This is a genomic window from Streptomyces sp. A0642 (assembly GCF_004795105.1).
Taxonomy (GTDB): Bacteria; Actinomycetota; Actinomycetes; order Streptomycetales; family Streptomycetaceae; genus Streptomyces.
The window spans coordinates 125,403-141,340 of record NZ_SSBL01000002.1; the positions used below are offsets into that span (position 1 = coordinate 125,403).

General features: G+C 72.5%; 13 protein-coding genes. 10 read left to right on the forward strand and 3 right to left on the reverse strand.

The genetic code is table 11. From position 1 onward, the window contains the following. The first annotated feature begins 314 nt into the window (after positions 1–314). Both E6R60_RS04085 and E6R60_RS04090 read left to right on the forward strand, forming a co-directional pair. Complete coding sequence (locus tag E6R60_RS04085; protein ID WP_136325019.1) at positions 315–1,565, forward strand: cytochrome P450; 1,251 nt, start codon at positions 315–317, stop codon at positions 1,563–1,565. A 49-nt stretch (positions 1,566–1,614) separates the two neighbouring features. Continuing rightward, on the forward strand, positions 1,615–2,595 hold the full coding sequence (locus E6R60_RS04090; protein WP_136325020.1) for an AEC family transporter: 981 nt from the start codon (positions 1,615–1,617) through the stop codon (positions 2,593–2,595). 128 nt (positions 2,596–2,723) lie between these two features. Here the strand turns inward: E6R60_RS04090 and E6R60_RS04095 are convergent, their stop codons facing one another. After that, the gene (locus E6R60_RS04095; protein ID WP_240802383.1) at positions 2,724–4,733 is read right to left on the reverse strand and encodes a bifunctional glycosyltransferase 87/phosphatase PAP2 family protein; all 2,010 of its coding nucleotides are present in this window, start codon (positions 4,731–4,733) and stop codon (positions 2,724–2,726) included. Positions 4,734–5,014: 281 nt separating this feature from the next. Here E6R60_RS04095 and E6R60_RS04100 point away from each other — a divergent pair, with 281 nt between their 5' ends. Together E6R60_RS04100 and E6R60_RS04105 are read left to right on the forward strand one after the other, a co-directional pair. After that, a complete protein-coding gene (locus E6R60_RS04100; RefSeq protein WP_240802384.1) occupies positions 5,015–6,160 on the forward strand; it encodes a DUF2330 domain-containing protein in 1,146 nt (381 codons plus the stop codon). 133 nt (positions 6,161–6,293) lie between these two features. After that, positions 6,294–6,770, forward strand: a complete 477-nt coding sequence (locus tag E6R60_RS04105) for a GNAT family N-acetyltransferase (protein WP_136325021.1) — start codon at positions 6,294–6,296, stop codon at positions 6,768–6,770. A 34-nt stretch (positions 6,771–6,804) separates the two neighbouring features. Here E6R60_RS04105 and E6R60_RS04110 read toward each other — a convergent pair whose 3' ends face one another. Beyond that, positions 6,805–8,877: an MDR family MFS transporter gene (locus tag E6R60_RS04110; RefSeq protein WP_136325022.1), complete on the reverse strand. Its 2,073-nt coding sequence runs from the start codon at positions 8,875–8,877 to the stop codon at positions 6,805–6,807. 135 nt (positions 8,878–9,012) lie between these two features. Here E6R60_RS04110 and E6R60_RS04115 point away from each other — a divergent pair, with 135 nt between their 5' ends. Both E6R60_RS04115 and E6R60_RS04120 read left to right on the forward strand, forming a co-directional pair. Then, positions 9,013–10,170 (forward strand): peptidoglycan-binding domain-containing protein, encoded by a 1,158-nt coding sequence (locus E6R60_RS04115; RefSeq protein WP_136325023.1) that lies wholly within the window; start codon positions 9,013–9,015, stop codon positions 10,168–10,170. A gap of 297 nt (positions 10,171–10,467) precedes the next feature. Then, positions 10,468–11,130, forward strand: coding sequence for an HAD-IA family hydrolase (locus E6R60_RS04120; RefSeq protein ID WP_136325024.1), 663 nt, complete (start codon positions 10,468–10,470; stop codon positions 11,128–11,130). 155 nt (positions 11,131–11,285) lie between these two features. Here the strand turns inward: E6R60_RS04120 and E6R60_RS04125 are convergent, their stop codons facing one another. Further along, positions 11,286–12,071, reverse strand: a complete 786-nt coding sequence (locus E6R60_RS04125) for an ABC transporter permease (RefSeq protein ID WP_136325025.1) — start codon at positions 12,069–12,071, stop codon at positions 11,286–11,288. A gap of 305 nt (positions 12,072–12,376) precedes the next feature. Between E6R60_RS04125 and E6R60_RS04130 the strand changes: the two genes are divergently transcribed. The 4 genes from E6R60_RS04130 (at position 12,377) to E6R60_RS04145 (ending at position 15,846) form a co-directional block, all read left to right on the forward strand. After that, positions 12,377–13,021 (forward strand): HNH endonuclease family protein, encoded by a 645-nt coding sequence (locus tag E6R60_RS04130; RefSeq protein WP_136325026.1) that lies wholly within the window; start codon positions 12,377–12,379, stop codon positions 13,019–13,021. Positions 13,022–13,156: 135 nt separating this feature from the next. After that, positions 13,157–13,387 carry a hypothetical protein gene (locus E6R60_RS04135; RefSeq protein ID WP_240802385.1) on the forward strand — a complete coding sequence of 77 codons (231 nt, stop codon included), beginning with the start codon at positions 13,157–13,159 and terminating at the stop codon, positions 13,385–13,387. Between the two features lie 168 nt (positions 13,388–13,555). Continuing rightward, positions 13,556–15,304 carry an alkaline phosphatase D family protein gene (locus E6R60_RS04140; protein WP_136325027.1) on the forward strand — a complete coding sequence of 583 codons (1,749 nt, stop codon included), beginning with the start codon at positions 13,556–13,558 and terminating at the stop codon, positions 15,302–15,304. A gap of 83 nt (positions 15,305–15,387) precedes the next feature. Beyond that, entirely contained in the window at positions 15,388–15,846 is a 459-nt protein-coding gene (locus E6R60_RS04145) for a DoxX family protein (RefSeq protein ID WP_136325028.1), read from the forward strand. Positions 15,847–15,938 lie beyond the last annotated feature (92 nt).

Here is a 15,938-nt window from a genome sequence, read left to right on the forward strand (position 1 = left end):
CCTCGCACTTCCGCAGAGGCGTCCCGGCGCCCACGGAAGCAACTAGTACGCGTTCTAGTTCTGCAGCAGTCTTATGAGGCTTACCCCCGGTACGCAAGGGTCTTGCACGCACCTTGCCCTGCCTTCACGACCCCCACCCGCCGGAATTCGGCCGGGTTCGCGAAGACTTCACGCAACAGATCCGGCCATGCCCCTTGTCAGTTGTAGAACTCGTTACTAACTTGCGGGCAACTTCTGATGGGTCGTCAGACAATGTGCGGACAACGTCCCGACGGCTCTCGGACCGACCTGGAGTTCTCGACCTGGAGCTGCCGATGTCCTGCCCCCATCTGCCCGAAGGGTTCGACTTCACCGATCCCGACCTGCTCCACGCCCGCGTCCCGCACCCGGAGTTCACCCTCATGCGGGAGACGGCGCCGGTCTGGTGGTGCACCCAGCCCAGCGGCATCTCCGGCTTCGACGACGCGGGCTACTGGGTCGTCACCCGGCACGCGGACGTCAAGTACGTCTCGACCCGTCCCGAGCTGTTCTCGTCGCACACCAACACCGCGGTGATCCGCTTCAACGAGTCGATCAGCCGCGACCAGATCGACGTCCAGAAGCTGATCATGCTGAACATGGACCCGCCCGAGCACACCCGGGTCCGCCAGATCGTCCAGCGCGGCTTCACCCCCCGCGCCATCCGGTCCCTGGAGGAGACGCTGCGCAACCGGGCGCGGTCCATCGTCGAGACGGCACTCGCCGCGGCCGGCGACGACGGCTCGTTCGACTTCGTCACCAACATCGCCGTGGAACTGCCGCTCCAGGCCATCGCCGAGCTCATCGGCGTACCGCAGGAGGACCGGGCGCGGATCTTCGACTGGTCGAACAAGATGGCCGCGTACGACGATCCGGAGTACGCGATCACCGAGGAGATCGGCGCCGAGGCGGCCATGGAGATCGTCTCCTACTCGATGAACCTCGCGGCGGCGCGCAAGGAGTGCCCGGCCAAGGACATCGTCTCCCAACTGGTCGCCGCCGAGGGCGAGGGCAACCTCTCCTCCGACGAGTTCGGCTTCTTCGTCATCCTGCTCGCCGTGGCCGGAAACGAGACCACGCGCAACGCGATCAGCCACGGCATGCACGCCTTCCTGACCCACCCCGAGCAGTGGGAGCTCTACAAGCGCGAGCGGCCGGAGACCACGGCCGAGGAGATCGTGCGCTGGGCGACGCCCGTGGTCTCCTTCCAGCGGACCGCCACCGAGGACGTCGAACTGGGCGGACAGCGGATCAAGAAGGGCGACCGGGTCGGGCTGTTCTACTCCTCCGCCAACAACGACCCCGAGGTCTTCGAGCATCCGGAGCGGTTCGACATCTCCCGCGATCCGAATCCCCACCTCGGCTTCGGCGGCGGCGGCCCGCACTTCTGCCTGGGCAAGTCCCTGGCCGTGATGGAGATCAACCTGATCTTCAACGCGATCGCGGACGTCCTGCCGGACCTGCGGCTGACCGGCGACCCGCGACGGCTGCGGTCGGCGTGGCTCAACGGCATCAAACAACTCCAGGTGGCAACGGCCGGCGCCTGAACACTCCCTCGCACCCCTGTCCGCGGAGCGTTCAGGGGTACGAGGGATCATGGCGGCCATGCATGCGCTGCTCTCCGGTTTCGCCCCCATCTGGATCCTGACCGGCATCGGTTACGCGGCCGGCCGCAGCGGACTCCTCGGGGAGCAGGCGGAGCCGGTGCTCGGCCGGTTCGTCTTCCATGTGGCCATGCCCGCCGCCCTGTTCACGATGGTGTCGGGGTCGCGGCCGGCGGCCTTCGCCCATCCGGCGATGGTGGCGTTCGCCGCGGGCACGGCGCTGGTGTCCGTGCTGGGGTACGCGGCGGGCCGGCGGTTCTTCGGCCGCAAGAGGGCCGAGGCGGCGGTCAGCGGCATGGCGTCCGGCTATGTGAACTCGGCCAACCTGGGCATCCCGGTGGCGGTGCACGTGCTCGGCGACGCCTCGTTCGTCGCGCAGGTCATCCTGTTCCAGGTGCTGCTGGTCTCGCCCGTGGTGCTGACCCTCCTGGACTCGGGAACCCAGCGCGGAGGGTCCGCCGCCGACGGCCTGCGCCGGATGCTCACCATGCCGGTGCGCAATCCGGTCATCATGGCGTCGCTGCTCGGCGTGGCCGTCTCGGCGGCCGGGTGGCGGCTGCCGACGGCCGTGACCCACGCGTGCGACGTGCTCGGGGCGGCGGCCGTGCCGACGGCGCTGGTCACGCTGGGCCTGTCCCTCTGCGGAGGCCCGGCCGGCCGGGGGCACCCGAGCGCGCCCGACGGGACCGGCCGGGTCACGGGGCGTACGGAGGTCGGCGTCGCGGTCGCCCTCAAGACGCTCGTCCAGCCCCTGGCCGCCTTCCTCGTCGCCGGTCCGCTCCTGCGGCTGCCCGGTCATCAGGTACTGGCCGTGGTGCTATGCTCCGCGCTGCCCACGGCCCAGAACGCCTACCTCTACGCCCGTGAGTACGGCCTGGACACCGGCCTCGCCCGCAACAGCGTGGTGGCCTCCACGGTGGTGTCGATGGGCACGCTCTCCTTCGCCGCCTGGGCGCTGGGGCCCTCCCACTGACCCGTTGGAGTGGCGGGGGCGGGCCGGCGGGCGGATGCTGGGTGGGCGACGATCCACATGCCGAAGGGGTGCCGGGCGGTCTCTGCCGTCCGGTACCCCTTCGGCCATCGGCGGGCCGGCGCCGGCGATCAGGCGCTTTCGGTGACCCGCCCGACGGGTGTCGAACGTGCCGTCGTCCTGATCCCGTCCCGCGGCTCCCCGTCCCCCGGCTCGCGCAGCCCGCGCGGGCCGCAGAGCGTGTACGTGAGACCGAAGCCGAGGGCCACCACCGCCGCCCCGCCCACCGCGTCGAGCACCCAGTGGTTGCCGGTCGCGACGATCGCCGAGACCGTGAACAGCGGGTGGAGCAGTCCCAGGGCCTTCATCCAGATCTTCGGAGCGAGCATCACGATCACCACACCGCACCACAGGGACCAGCCGAAGTGCAGCGAGGGCATCGCGGCGTACTGGTTGGTGACCCCGGTCAGCGTGCCGTAATCGGGCTTGGCGAAGTCCTGGACGCCGTGCACCGTGTCGATGAAGCCGAGCCCCGGCATCAGCCGCGGCGGAGCCAGCGGGTAGAGCCAGAACCCAACCAGGGCGAGCAGCGTGGCGAAGCCGATGGAGCTGCGGACCCAGCGGTAGTCCGCGGGGCGGCGTACGTACAGCACGCCCAGGATGGCCAGCGGCACGATGAAGTGGAACGTCGAGTAGTAGTAGTCGAAGAAGTCCCGCAGCCAGCCGACCCTCACCACCGAGTGGTTGGCCCAGTGCTCGATGTCGATGTGCAGCCACTGCTCGATCGAGTGGATCTGCCGGCCGTGGTGCTCCGCGGTGGCGCGGCCCGCCGTCGCGGCCAGCCTGACCTGCTGGTACGCCGAGTAGACGACCCTGATCAGCAGGAGTTCCAGCAGCAGGTTGGGCCGGCTGAGCACACGCCGCCAGAACGGCAGCAGCGGCACCCTGCTCCACCGGGCGGCGACCGGGGACGCGTGGTCGGTGGGGACCGGCTCCTGCCAGTACGGCGAGGTGCGCGGCAGGAAGGGGGCGACGCACGCGGCCGCGAGCGCGGCGATCAGCAGCACGTTGTCGCGGACCGGGAACATCGCCTCGATGTTCGGCAGCAGCATCTTGCCCGGCAGCGTGACGACGAGGATCACGACGGCCGGCCACACCAGCCGGTCGGAGGCCCGCTTGCCGACCCGGCCGACGACGGCGAGCAGTATCCACAGCAGCTGGTGCTGCCAGGCGGTGGGCGCCACGGCGACGCAGACGCAGCCGGTCACGGCCACGGCGAGGAGCAGCTGGCCGTCGCGCGCGTACCGGGCGGCGCGGCGCAGCCCGGTGAAGCAGACGGCCGCGGCCAGCACCACGAAGAGGGCGATCTCCAGCGGACCCGCGAGGCCCAGGCGGAGCAGGGCGCCGTGCAGCGACTGGTTGGCGAGGCTGTCCGCCTGGTCGCCGAGCCCGGCGCCCGCGACGTGGTGCACCCAGTACGTCCACGAGTCGTGCGGCATCGCGGCCCAGGCCAGTGCCGTGCAGCCCGCGAAGGCCGCGCCGCCGGTCAGCGCCGCCCCGCGTCTTCCGGTCAGCCAGAGCAGGACGGCGAAGAGCAGCACGGTCGGCTGGAGGGCGGCCGCGATCCCGATGAGGACGCCCGAGGCCCGTTCGCCGCGGACCACGAAACAGCCGACGAGGACCAGGAGGACCGGCAGGATGCTGGTCTGCCCCAGGTGGAGGGCGTTGCGCACCGGCAGCGAGAGCATCAGCAGGCTGATGGCGACGGGGGCGGCGAGCAGGGCCGTGCGGCGGCTGACGGGGGCGGGCAGGGCGCGGGCCGCGATGAGGCCGAGGGCGGCGACGAGGAGCAGGGAGCCGAAGGTCCAGGCGACGCCGAGGCTCTGTTCGGCCGTGCGGGTCAGCGGCTTGAGCACCAGACCGGCGAACGGGGTGCCGGTGAACCGGTCGGTGTCGTACAGCGAGCCCGTCACATGGAGCACACCGTTCTCACCGATCCACGTCTCCAGGTCGGTGAGCCGTTCGCCTGGCGGCTGCCGCAGCACCACCGCCATCTGCCGCACGGCCAGTACGGCCACCACGAGCCAGAGCACGGCACGGGCAGCCCCGGTCCTCGCTCCCGTCGCCGCGTCTGTGCGCACACTGTGCTCCGCGTTCGCCACGTTGCGCCGACCCTCCCAACGTTTGGTGCCGATTCTCTGCCCGGCATGCTCTGAAACCTTCGCATTGCCCTATGAGGTAGACACAATCACCCCCTCTTCACCTGACTGTCACCCGCCTTTTGTCCGAAAGAATGCCCGGCCGGGCCGTGCGGGCGGGCCACAGCGGCCGGAACCGGCGGGGCCGCCCGCACGTCTGAGCCCCTGACCGGTGACCACGGGGAGGAACACGGACCATGCGGTGCGCGGGGAGAAGGACAGCGGTGCGGAATCGGCCGGGCGGGTGGGCGCTCCGCGCGCTGTCCCTGGTCGTGCTGGTGTTCGCGGCCCAGCTGGGGTCGCTGATCGCGCCGGCGTACGCGTGCGGTTGCGGAGCGATGGTCGTGGACCGCGACGACCGGGTGTCGGTCGACCGCGAGACGTCCGTCGTCGGCTGGGACGGCGGCACGGAACAGATCGTCATGCGGCTCACGGTGCGCGGTGACGCCCCGGCGGCCGCCTGGATCATGCCCGTGCCGCACCGGGCCACGGTCGAGCTCGGGGACGCTGCCCTCTTCTCCGAACTCCGCACCCTCACGGCTCCGGTGACCGCCACCCGGCACTACTTCTGGCCACGCGCGAAGGACTGGCCCTTCGGCGGCTCGGGCGACGGGTCCGGGGCCGGCGCCGGCGCTCCGGCGGGCGCCGCCCCGGTCGAGGTCGTGGGACGCGAACGGCTCGGCCCGTTCGACGTGGCCCGCCTGGCGGCGACCGACCCCGCGGCGCTGGAGGGCTGGCTGAAGGAGAACGGCTTCGAGCTGCCGGACCGGCTCGCGACGGCGCTGCGCCCCTACGTCGAGCAGAAGTGGGAGTACGTGGCCGTGCGCCTGGCCCCCCGGGAGTCCGGGAGCCCGCTGAGCGGCACGCTCGACCCGCTGCGGCTGCGGTTCGCCAGCGACCGGCTCGTGTACCCGATGCGGCTGTCGCGGCTCGCCGCGACGCCGCAGTCGCTGGGCCTGTACGTCCTCGCGGCGCACCGCATGGAACCGCGCGGCGCCATCGGCGGGCTGCCGCCGGAGGTGACGTACGCGGGGCGGGTCGACCCCGGGCGGGAGCGGAGCGCGTACCCGGCGCTGGGTGCGCTGACGAGCGGGAAGCCGGTGTTCGTCACGGCGATCGACCAGTCGTTCCCGCGGCCGGGACTGATCGACGGCGACCACGAGCTGCGGGCGGCCGCTGCGGACACCCCGTACCGGATCACGCACTACCGGGACGAGCTGCTGACCGTGGGCGGCTTCCCGGCCTGGATGCTGACACTGCTCGGTGGCGCGGGGGTGGTGGTGGCGGCCCTGTCTCTGGTGCTGCGCGCCCGGCGGCGGCGTCCGGTGACACCGCCGCCGCCGGTCACCGTGCCCTCGCCGCTGAAGTGAGAGCGGAGGCCGGGCGGCCGGAACGTGAACACGCGTGCGCCGGGTGAAGAAGCCGGACCGCGGTCCTGGGTCCGTCCCCCTCCGCGAATCAAATCGCTTTTCCCCACGGTCGCGCGCCCGCCAGAATGCCCCGATGACCTGGACCGTGACCCCCGAACGCTTCGACTCCCCCGACGCCGCCGCGCTGCGCCGGGACTACTACGACGAGGTGGCCAGCCCGTACTGGGGCCGCGCGGCGACGGCGGAGGAGATCGACGAGGGGCTCACCGACGACGGTTCCGAGCAGCTCGCCCCGCCGGCCGGCGAGTTCGTCGTCGGCCGTTTCGAGGGCCGTGCGGCGGCCTGCGCCGGGCTGATCCTCCTGGACGCGGGCGTCGCGGAGCTGACCCGGGTCTACGTACGCCCCGAGGCGCGCGGTACGGGCGGCGGGGGGCTGCTGCTCGCGGCCGTCGAGAGCCTGGCGTCCGCCCTCGGTGTGCGGCAGATCCGGCTCGACACCCGTCACGACCTCGTCGAGGCGCGCGGACTGTACGCCAAGCACGGCTACCGGGAGGTCCCGGCCTTCCACCGGCGCCCGTACGCGGAGCACTGGTTCGCCAAGGAGCTGTGACCGGTGGCGTCCCCGCGCCCGGCGGGCACACGGCTCAGGTCGGGGGGTGGTGCGGCGGGGGGTGGCCGGCCGCGTGGTCCCGCTTGGGCTCCGGGCTGTGGGGGCGCTCCCTGCTCGACCCGCTCGTCTCCGTCGTCAGTTCCGACACCAGCGCGACCAGGTCGGTCGGCCGGTCCGGACCCCACCAGTCGCCCAGCAGCTCGGCCAGGGACTCCTCACGGGCCCGGGACAGCTTCACCACGGCCTCGGCACCCGGTTCGGTGAGCACCATCTGCACGCCCACCCGGCGGGCCAGGCCGCGCTCCTCCAACTGCCGGGCGGCGTCGCTGACCACCCGCAGCGGTACGGGGGCGACCTCGGCGAGCCGGGCGGGTTCGACCGTGCCGTGCCGTTTGATGCGCAGCAGCATCCAGCTCGCGGCCGGCAGCAGGTCGTAGCCGGCCTTCTCGGTGATCTTCACGTAGACCTCGCGACGGCCCTCCCGGGTGGCGAGGACCGAGAGCGCGCGTGCGCACTCGTCGTACGAGGACCGCTCGACCGGGTTCGACGCCAGGGTCTCGCTGGTGTCGGGGGCGGTCACCGAACCGCGCAGCTTGTCCTCCTTGAGGAGCCAGGCGAAGACGAAGGCGATCAGGACGACGGGTGCGGCGTACAGGAACACATCGGTGATGGACGTGGAGTACGCGTGGAGCACGGGCTGCTGGAGCGCCGGCGGCAGCTGCCCGATCGCGCGCGGGTCGGCGGCCAGCCCCTCGGCGCTGACGCCGGGCGGCAGCGGCTGGCCGGCGAGCGCGGAGCCGAGCTTGTCGGTGAGCCGGCTGGTGAAGATGGTGCCGAAGATGGCGACGCCGAACGAGGCGCCGATGGAGCGGAAGAAGGTCGCGCCCGACGTGGCCACGCCGAGGTCCTGGTACGAGACGGCGTTCTGCACGACCAGGACCAGCACCTGCATCACCAGGCCGAGTCCCGCGCCGAAGACGAAGAAGTAGATGCTCATCTCCCACGTGGGGCTGGACTCCGTCAGCCGGTGCAGGAGCAGCAGCCCGACCGCGGTGAGGCCGGTGCCGAGGACCGGGAAGACCTTCCAGCGGCCCGTACGGCTGACGATCTGGCCGGACGCGGTCGAGGTGATCAGCAGACCGAACACCATGGGGAGCATGTGGACGCCGGACATCGTCGGCGTGATGTGGTGGACCACCTGGAGGAACGTCGGCAGGTAGGTCATCGCGCCGAACATCGCGAAGCCGACGACGAAGCTGATCACCGCGACGAGGCTGAAGGTCCTGATCCTGAACAGCTTCAGCGGCAGGACGGGTTCGGCCGCGCGCCGCTCCACGTACACGAAGGCGATCAGCAGGACCACGCTGAGGACGGCCAGGCCGATGATCCGCGCCGATCCCCAGGCCCAGGTGGTGCCGCCGAGCGAGGCGACGAGGACCAGGCAGGTGGCGACGGAGGCGATGAGGAAGGTGCCGAGGTAGTCGATGGTGTGCTTCGTCCGGCGGACCGGGATGTGCAGCACGGCGGCGATCACGCCGAGGGCGACGACGCCGATGGGGAGGTTGATGTAGAAGACCCAGCGCCAGCTGAGGTGCTCGGTGAAGAAGCCGCCGAGGAGCGGCCCGAGGACGCTCGTGGCACCGAACACCGCCCCGAACAGCCCCTGGTACTTGCCGCGTTCGCGGGGCGAGACGATGTCGCCGACGATCGCCATAGACAGGACCATCAACCCGCCGCCGCCCAGCCCCTGGAGGGCCCGGAAGCCGATCAGCTGCGGCATGTTCTGGGCGATCCCGCACAGGGCGGAGCCGATCAGGAAGATGACGATGGCGATCTGGAAGAGCTTCTTGCGCCCGTACTGGTCGCCGAGCTTGCCCCACAGCGGGGTCGCGGCGGTCGACGCCAGCAGATAGGCCGTGACCACCCAGGACAGGTGTTCCAGACCGCCGAGATCGCTGACGATCGTCGGCAGCGCGGTGGAGACGATGGTCTGGTCGAGTGCGGCCAGGAGCATGCCGAGGAGCAGTGCGCCGATCGCCACCAGAACCGACCGCGTGGAGCGTTCGCCGCCGGGTGCGGGGGCCGTAGGGCTCAACTGCTGGGCCATAAGACATCTCCTCGGGTCCGCTACTCCCCCATCCTGTCTGTTATGGCCCGTTATGGCCTGCCGAGGGACTTCATGATTGGGCTTCCCGGCGACGGGCTGCATAATCGCAGGCAGTTCAAGGGGAGGGGACCCACCATGACCGGACATATATGCCCGGAGTGCGGTACGGACAAGAGACCCGGCGCCGGCCCGGGCTGCGCCTGCGCCGCGCAGCCGGCCGAAGGCGGTGCGGGAGGGCGGCAGGACGCCGCGCCGTACGGGGCGGACGGGCACCGGCAGGCCGGCGACGACGCGGCCACCGCGCAGCAGGGCGCCGCCGCGCCGCATCACCTCAGTGACGCGGAGCGGACCGCCGAGCAGCAGCGCATCACGGAGCAGCACCACGCCGAACGGTCGGCGGACATGGCGGCGGCGGAGGACTTCGACCCCCTGCGCATCCGGCCGTACGTGACCCTGGGCGGCGAGGACGCGGCGACCGGCCCCTCCGGCCCGCCGCAGGGACACGCACCCGGGCAGCCGGGGGACGCCGCCGCGACGATGCCCCTGTTCCTGGACCCCGCGGGGCCGGCCTCCCCGCAGCGGCCGGGCGCTCCGGACCACGCGGCGGACCCCTCCGACGCCACGCTCCTCACGCACGGCCCGGACCCCGTGCAGCCACGCCGCCGCCGGCCCTTCGCGGCGCTCGTCGCGGGCGTGGCCGTCGTCACGGTGGTCGGCACGGCGGCCTTCGTCGGCGGCCTGTTCAACGGGGACAGGAGCCAGGAGGCGGACCTGGATCAGGCGCTGCCGTCCACGGTGACGAGCCTCCCCGAGGAGAGCACCGCGCCCTCGGGCTCAGCGTCGGCGTCCGCCTCCTCGTCACCGTCGCGTTCGGCGTCCGGATCGCCGTCCGCCTCGGCCTCGGCGTCCCGCTCCGCATCGCCGTCCCCGTCCGCCTCGGCGTCCCGGTCCGCGTCGGCTTCGGCGTCCTCGTCCCCGTCGGCCGCCGCCTCGTCCCCGGCGGCCACGGCGGGGAGCAGCGCGCCCGCGGAGGTGGCGCCACCCGCCCAGCCGGAGGACGGAGCGACGCTGCGGCGCGGGGACGAGGGTCCGGAGGTCGCCGAGCTGCAGCGCAGACTCCAGGAAGCGTGGGTGCTGAACGGGCCGCTCGGTGACACGTACACGGAGCGGGTCGAGGACGCCGTGCACGAGTACCAGATATGGAGGGGCATCCAGGGCGACCCGGAAGGGGTCTACGGCCCGAACACCCGACGGGTACTGGAAGCAGCCACGACGGGGCAGGGGCGCCACTGACGAGGGCGGCGGGCTCCCCGGGCGGATCGGCTGGCCCCGGAGCCCGGGCCGGGCGGATCGGCCGCCCCGAAGCCCGGGCCGGGCGGATCAGATCCCCCGGAGCCTCGGAGCCGGGGGGACCGGCTTCCTCGGAGCTTCGGGGCCGGGATTGGCTTTCCCGGCCCCGTTTTTGTATCGTGGAGGAACAAAGTGGCCTCCGCGCGCATACCCTGACCGGCGAGCGGGGGCCGCTTGTTCTCTTTCCCGCGCCGCACGTCTCCGCGCGACGCTCGCTTCCCCCCGCTCTGGAGCCCGCCCATGCCGGCCACCGTCCTCACCGCCCACGCCCTCCTCCTCGACATGGACGGCACCCTGGTGAACTCAGACGCCGTCGTGGAGCGCTGCTGGCGGCGGTGGGCGCTGCGGCAGGGCCTGGACCCGGAGGCGGCACTCCAGGTGGTCCACGGCCGGCAGGGGTACGCCACCATGGCGTTGCTCCTCCCGGACCGGCCGATGGAGGAGAACTACGCGGACAACCGGCTGATGCTCGCCGAGGAGACCGCCGACACCGACGGCGTCGTCCCGATCGGTGGCGCCCCCGCCTTCATGGACGCGATCGCCCCGCTCCCGCACGCCCTGGTCACCTCGGCCGACCTGGCTCTGGCCCGGGCCCGGATGACCGCGGCCGGGCTGCGGATGCCGGAGCTCCGCGTCACCGCCGAGAGCGTCGGCGCCAGCAAGCCGGACCCCGAGGGCTTCCTCAAGGGCGCGGCCGGCCTAGGCTTCGCCCCGGCGGACTGCATCGTCTTCGAGGACTCCGAGGCGGGCATCGCGGCCGGCCGGGCGGCGGGCATGCGGGTCGTGGGCGTCGGCCCGCGCGCGGCGGCGCTCTCCCCCGACGCCCATGTCGACGACCTCGCGCAGATCCGGGTGGAAGCGGCCGCGGACGGCACGATCGCGCTGCACATCAGCCCGCGGTAGCCACCGCCCTCGCCCGTACGAGACAACGCGACGCGACGCGCCCCGCCCTCACCCGTACGCACGACGACGCGACGCCCCCACCCTCGCGCCGCACACGCACGCACGCACAACAACCCCGACAGGCGCGCCCCCGGCCCCCACCGCCCGCCCACTCCTCAGCGGGCCCCGCCCCGGCGGGCTCGGCGCGCCGCGGCCCTCTCCTCGGCCGGGTTCCGGTGCAGCCGCCCCCGGGCCACCAGTTCCAGCACGGTCGCGACGGCCGCGGCCTGTACGGCCATCAGGGCTACCAGCACGAACAGCTGTACGGCACCCGCCTGCACCGGTGAGGCGCCGCCGAGCAGCATGCCCACGAACGCCCCGGGCAGCGTGACGAGCCCCACCGTGCGCGTCTGGTCGAGCCCCGGCAGCAGCGCGTCCGACGCCGCGGGCCTGGCGATCTCCAGCCGTGCGTCCCGGTCCGGAAACCCGAGGGCCATCGCCGCCTCGACCTCCCCCCGCCGGGTGGACAGTTCGTCGAGCGCCCGCCGGCCGCCGAGCACGGTCGCGGTGAGCGCCCCTCCGATGAGAATGCCCGCCACGGGGATCAGCGCGATGCCCCGGACCGGCACGAGACCGGTGAGCAGCAGCACGACCACGACCGGCGCCACTCCCGCCCCGATCGGCGCGGCCACCCACCACCACGTGCGGTTTCCCGTGATCCGGCGGCCCGCGGTCCACACGGCCACCGCGAACATCAGCCCGATGAACGCGAACATCGGCGCAACGGCGTGGACCACCCAGCCGATGAGCGCGGAGACCGCGGCGAGCTGGACCGCGGCCCGCAGCCCGGCCACCACGATCTCGCGCGACCGGCCGAGGGACGCGAACGAGGCGACGGCGGCGGCCGCCGCGAGCAGCAGCGCCAGGACGACGCCGAGCGTGATGTTGACCGGAAGCAGCACGCCGCCACCCTAGGGCCGCCCGCACCGGTCCCCCCGCCGTGAACCGGAGTCCCGCGCCCGGTCGGAGCGGCCCGCCCGGCCCCGGCCCCCCTCCAGGAAACTGCCGCCCCCTCAGTTCCGTACGCCCGCGCACGCACTCCGGTACGCCCCCGCGCCACGAACCACTTCGTCAGAACCCTTGATGTGACGTGCCCATGTCGCCACGCTGTTACCTGGCGCCCACCCCACGGAAACCTGGCGCCGCCACGCTGGCCGGGCCGCTCCGCGCGGGCCGTCCAACCACCCCCCACATCAAGGGAGTTCGCATGTCAGGTATCTACGCGCGTCGCATAGCCGTGCTCGCCGCATCCGCCGCCCTCGCCGCAACCACCGGACTGCTCACGGCCCCCAGCGCCCAGGCAGCCATGCCGACTCCGGTCTCGGCCGCCACCGCCCGTACGTATCTGAGCGAGCTGACCGTGAAGGCGGAGGGCTCGTCCACCGGATACAGCAGGGACAAGTTCCCGCACTGGATCACCCAGTCGGGCGCCTGCAACACCCGCGAGGTCGTCCTCAAGCGTGACGGCACGAACGTCACCCAGGACTCCAGCTGCGCCGCGGTGAGCGGAAGTTGGTACTCGGAGTACGACGGCGCCACCTGGACCGCCGCGTCCGACGTGGACATCGACCACATGGTCCCGCTCGCCGAGGCCTGGCGCTCGGGCGCGTCCGCCTGGACCACCGCCCAACGGCAGTCGTACGCCAACGACCTGACGCGTCCCCAGCTCATCGCCGTCACGGACAACGTCAACCAGGCCAAGGGCGACCAGGACCCCGCGACCTGGCTCCCCTCGCGCACCACCTACAAGTGCACGTACGTACGCGCCTGGGTGCACGTGAAGCACTACTACAGCCTGAGCATCGACTCGGCCGAGAAGTCCGCCCTGCAGTCCGTGCTCAACGGCTGCTGACCCCGGGCGGCCGGGCCCCGCAACACCCCGGCCCGGCCGTCCCCCTTCTCGAGCGCGGCGGCGGAGTTCGTCCGGATCCGCCACGCCCTCGCCCCCCTGTCCGTCCTGACCGGCCGCCACCGCGTGTTCCGGTCCGTGGTCTCCTGGCACCTCACGGTGCCGCTGCTCGTCGCCACCGTCGTCACCGGCGCGGTGACCGCCTGGCACTCGGTGTTCTTCATCGCCCTGGTGCGGGAAGGCTCCGTGTCCTGGACCGTCCTGGCCGCCGGTGTGTCGGCGTGTGCCGCGGTCTCGCCGACCGTCGGCCTCCTGGGCGCACGGGCGGCGGCGCGCGAGGCGGAGGGATGGAGGCCCGCCGCCGACTGAGGCGGTGCCTGCCCGCAACCGCCTCCGCTCCCCGTCGTTCCGCGCGGTACGGGACCGGCCGCCCACCCCCGGGCCCGGAACCCCCCGCAGGCATGCGCGTACGGAACCGCCCTCGGTACCGTCCGTACGGAACCGGCTCGTACGGAACGACAACGCGAGGAGCACCACATGACCGAGCTGCGCCTGGGACCCGTGCTGCGGTACGTCGACTGGGAGACCGCCTCCACCGCGACGGTCTGGGTCGAGACGGACCGGCCGTGCACGGTCGAGGTCCGGTGCGCGGACGGGGCGTCGGGCTCGTCCCGCACCTTCGCGGTCGCCGGGCATCACTACGCCCTGGTGGTGGTGACCGGCCTGACGCCCGGCTCGACCACGGCGTACGAGGTAGTGCTCGACGACCGCACGGTGTGGCCGCCTCTCGGAGACCACCCTTTCCCGCCCAGCACGATCACCACTCCGCCCATACCCGGGGCGGCGGACGAGGACGGGGACGGACCCGCGACGGTCCGGGTCGCGTTCGGCTCCTGCCGCTGGGCTGCGCCGCCCGCCGACGGGCATCTGTCGCACCGGAGCGACCCCGTCGGCCCGGATGCCCTGGACGCCCTCGCCGCACGCCTGGCCGCCGATCCGAGCGCCGCACGCCCCGACGTGCTGCTGCTCCTGGGCGACCAGGTGTACGCCGACGAGACGTCGGAGGCGACCCGGCGCCGCCTGGCGGCCCGGCGCGATCTGGGCGAGCCCCCGGGGGCGGAGGTGGCGGACTACGACGAGTACACCTGCCTGTACGACGAGTCCTGGCGCGACCCCGAGGTGCGGTGGCTGCTCTCGACGGTTCCCAGTTGCATGATCTTCGACGATCACGACGTGATCGACGACTGGAACACCAGCGCCGCCTGGCTGGCCGGCATCCGCGCCACGAGCTGGTGGAACGAGCGGATCGTCAGCGGCCTGATGTCGTACTGGGTCTACCAGCACCTGGGCAACCTCTCCCCCGCCGAACTCGCCGCTGACCCGCTCCTCGCGGCCGTCCACGCCACCCCGGACGGCACGGAGGCGGTCCGCGGTTTCGCCGCCGGGGCGGCCGCCGACCCCACGCGCGCCCGCTGGAGCTACCAACGCATTTTCGGCCGAGTACGGCTGCTCATGGTGGACAGCCGCGCGGCCCGGGTACTGGACGAACAACAGCGGTCGATGCTCCATACACAGGAGGAGAAGTGGCTGCGCGACGCGGCGCTCGCCGCCCCCGGTTCCTGCGACCACCTTCTGATCGGCACGTCGCTGCCGTGGCTCCTGCCGCCCATGGTCCATGACGCGGAGCAGTGGAGCTCCGCCCTGTGCCGGGGTGAGCGCGGCGGGCCGGACGGCCGCTGGGCGAGGGTCGGCGAGTACCTGCGGCAGCGCTCCGACCTGGAGCATTGGGCCGCCTTCCCGGAGTCGTTCGAGCGCCTGACGGAGCTGATCCGTGAAGTGGCCGAGGGGCCCGGGGCTCCGGCGACGGTATGCGTGCTGTCGGGCGATGTGCACCATGCGTACGTCGCCGAGCCCATCGGGCCCACCACCACCCCGGGCGGCACACCCGTCGCTCGCGTCCTGCAGCTGACCTGCTCTCCCGTGCACAACTCCATTCCCACGCCGCTCAGGGCCGGCTTCCGTTTCGCCTGGAGCCGGGCGGGGCGGCTGCTCGGCCGGCTGCTGGCGCGGCACGGGCGCACCGGGCCGCCGTCGTTGCGGTGGCACAGGACGGGCGGACCGTGGTTCGGCAACCAGCTGATGACGCTGACCTTGAGTGGCCGGAAAGCCGCGCTGTCAATGGTGCAGGCCAGGCCGGGGAAGACCGGAGCCGTGCTGGAGCGGGTCTTCGCTCGCCCGCTGACCGATGAAGCCCCGCCCAGTTTCAGCCAGTCGACAAAACGTTGAACTTGCAAGTATTGGTGAGGTCTCCCTAATCTTTGGCGCTCAGTCGGTTTCCGTCCCCCTCAGACCGAAGGAGCACTCCCCCCATGTCCACACGCTTGAATCAGGCACAGCCCTATGCCCTGGCGCTCTTCCGCGCCGTCGTGGGCCTGCTCTTCGCCTGCCACGGTGCCGCCTCGCTCTTCGGCGTACTCGGCGGAGCCATGGGCGGCGGCACCATACCCGCCGGCACCTGGCCCGGCTGGTACGCGGCGGTCATCCAGCTCGTCGGCGGCAGCCTCGTGGTGCTGGGCCTCGGCACCCGTTTCGCGGCCCTCATCTCGTCCGGCTCGATGGCGTACGCGTACTTCAAGGTCCACCAGCCGGAGGCGCTCTTCCCCCTGGAGAACGGCGGCGAGCCCTCGGCCGTCTACTGCTGGGCCTTCCTGCTGATCGTCTTCACCGGCCCCGGCGCCCTGGCCCTGGACCGGCTGTTCACCTCCCGCACCGCCGCGAAGGGTGACCAGGACCGCGCACCGGAGCCCAGCACCCCGGTCGCCGCCTGACCGCTCCCCGCACCCCACCGCACGGACCCGCACCGACCGGGTCCGCCGCGAGACCTCGTGCCCGCCGGGACCGCTCCCCGGCGGGCACGAGG

Excerpts from the sequence above, each read along its gene's own strand:
- E6R60_RS04130 (WP_136325026.1), top strand. The coding sequence starts at position 12,377 with ATGTCAGGTATCTACGCGCGTCGCATAGCCGTGCTCGCCGCATCCGCC.
- E6R60_RS04140 (WP_136325027.1), top strand. The coding sequence starts at position 13,556 with ATGACCGAGCTGCGCCTGGGACCCGTGCTGCGGTACGTCGACTGGGAG.
- E6R60_RS04085 (WP_136325019.1), top strand. The coding sequence starts at position 315 with ATGTCCTGCCCCCATCTGCCCGAAGGGTTCGACTTCACCGATCCCGAC.
- E6R60_RS04145 (WP_136325028.1), top strand. The coding sequence starts at position 15,388 with ATGTCCACACGCTTGAATCAGGCACAGCCCTATGCCCTGGCGCTCTTC.
- E6R60_RS04115 (WP_136325023.1), top strand. The coding sequence starts at position 9,013 with ATGACCGGACATATATGCCCGGAGTGCGGTACGGACAAGAGACCCGGC.
- E6R60_RS04110 (WP_136325022.1), bottom strand. The coding sequence starts at position 8,877 with ATGGCCCAGCAGTTGAGCCCTACGGCCCCCGCACCCGGCGGCGAACGC.
- E6R60_RS04120 (WP_136325024.1), top strand. The coding sequence starts at position 10,468 with ATGCCGGCCACCGTCCTCACCGCCCACGCCCTCCTCCTCGACATGGAC.
- E6R60_RS04090 (WP_136325020.1), top strand. The coding sequence starts at position 1,615 with ATGGCGGCCATGCATGCGCTGCTCTCCGGTTTCGCCCCCATCTGGATC.
- E6R60_RS04105 (WP_136325021.1), top strand. The coding sequence starts at position 6,294 with ATGACCTGGACCGTGACCCCCGAACGCTTCGACTCCCCCGACGCCGCC.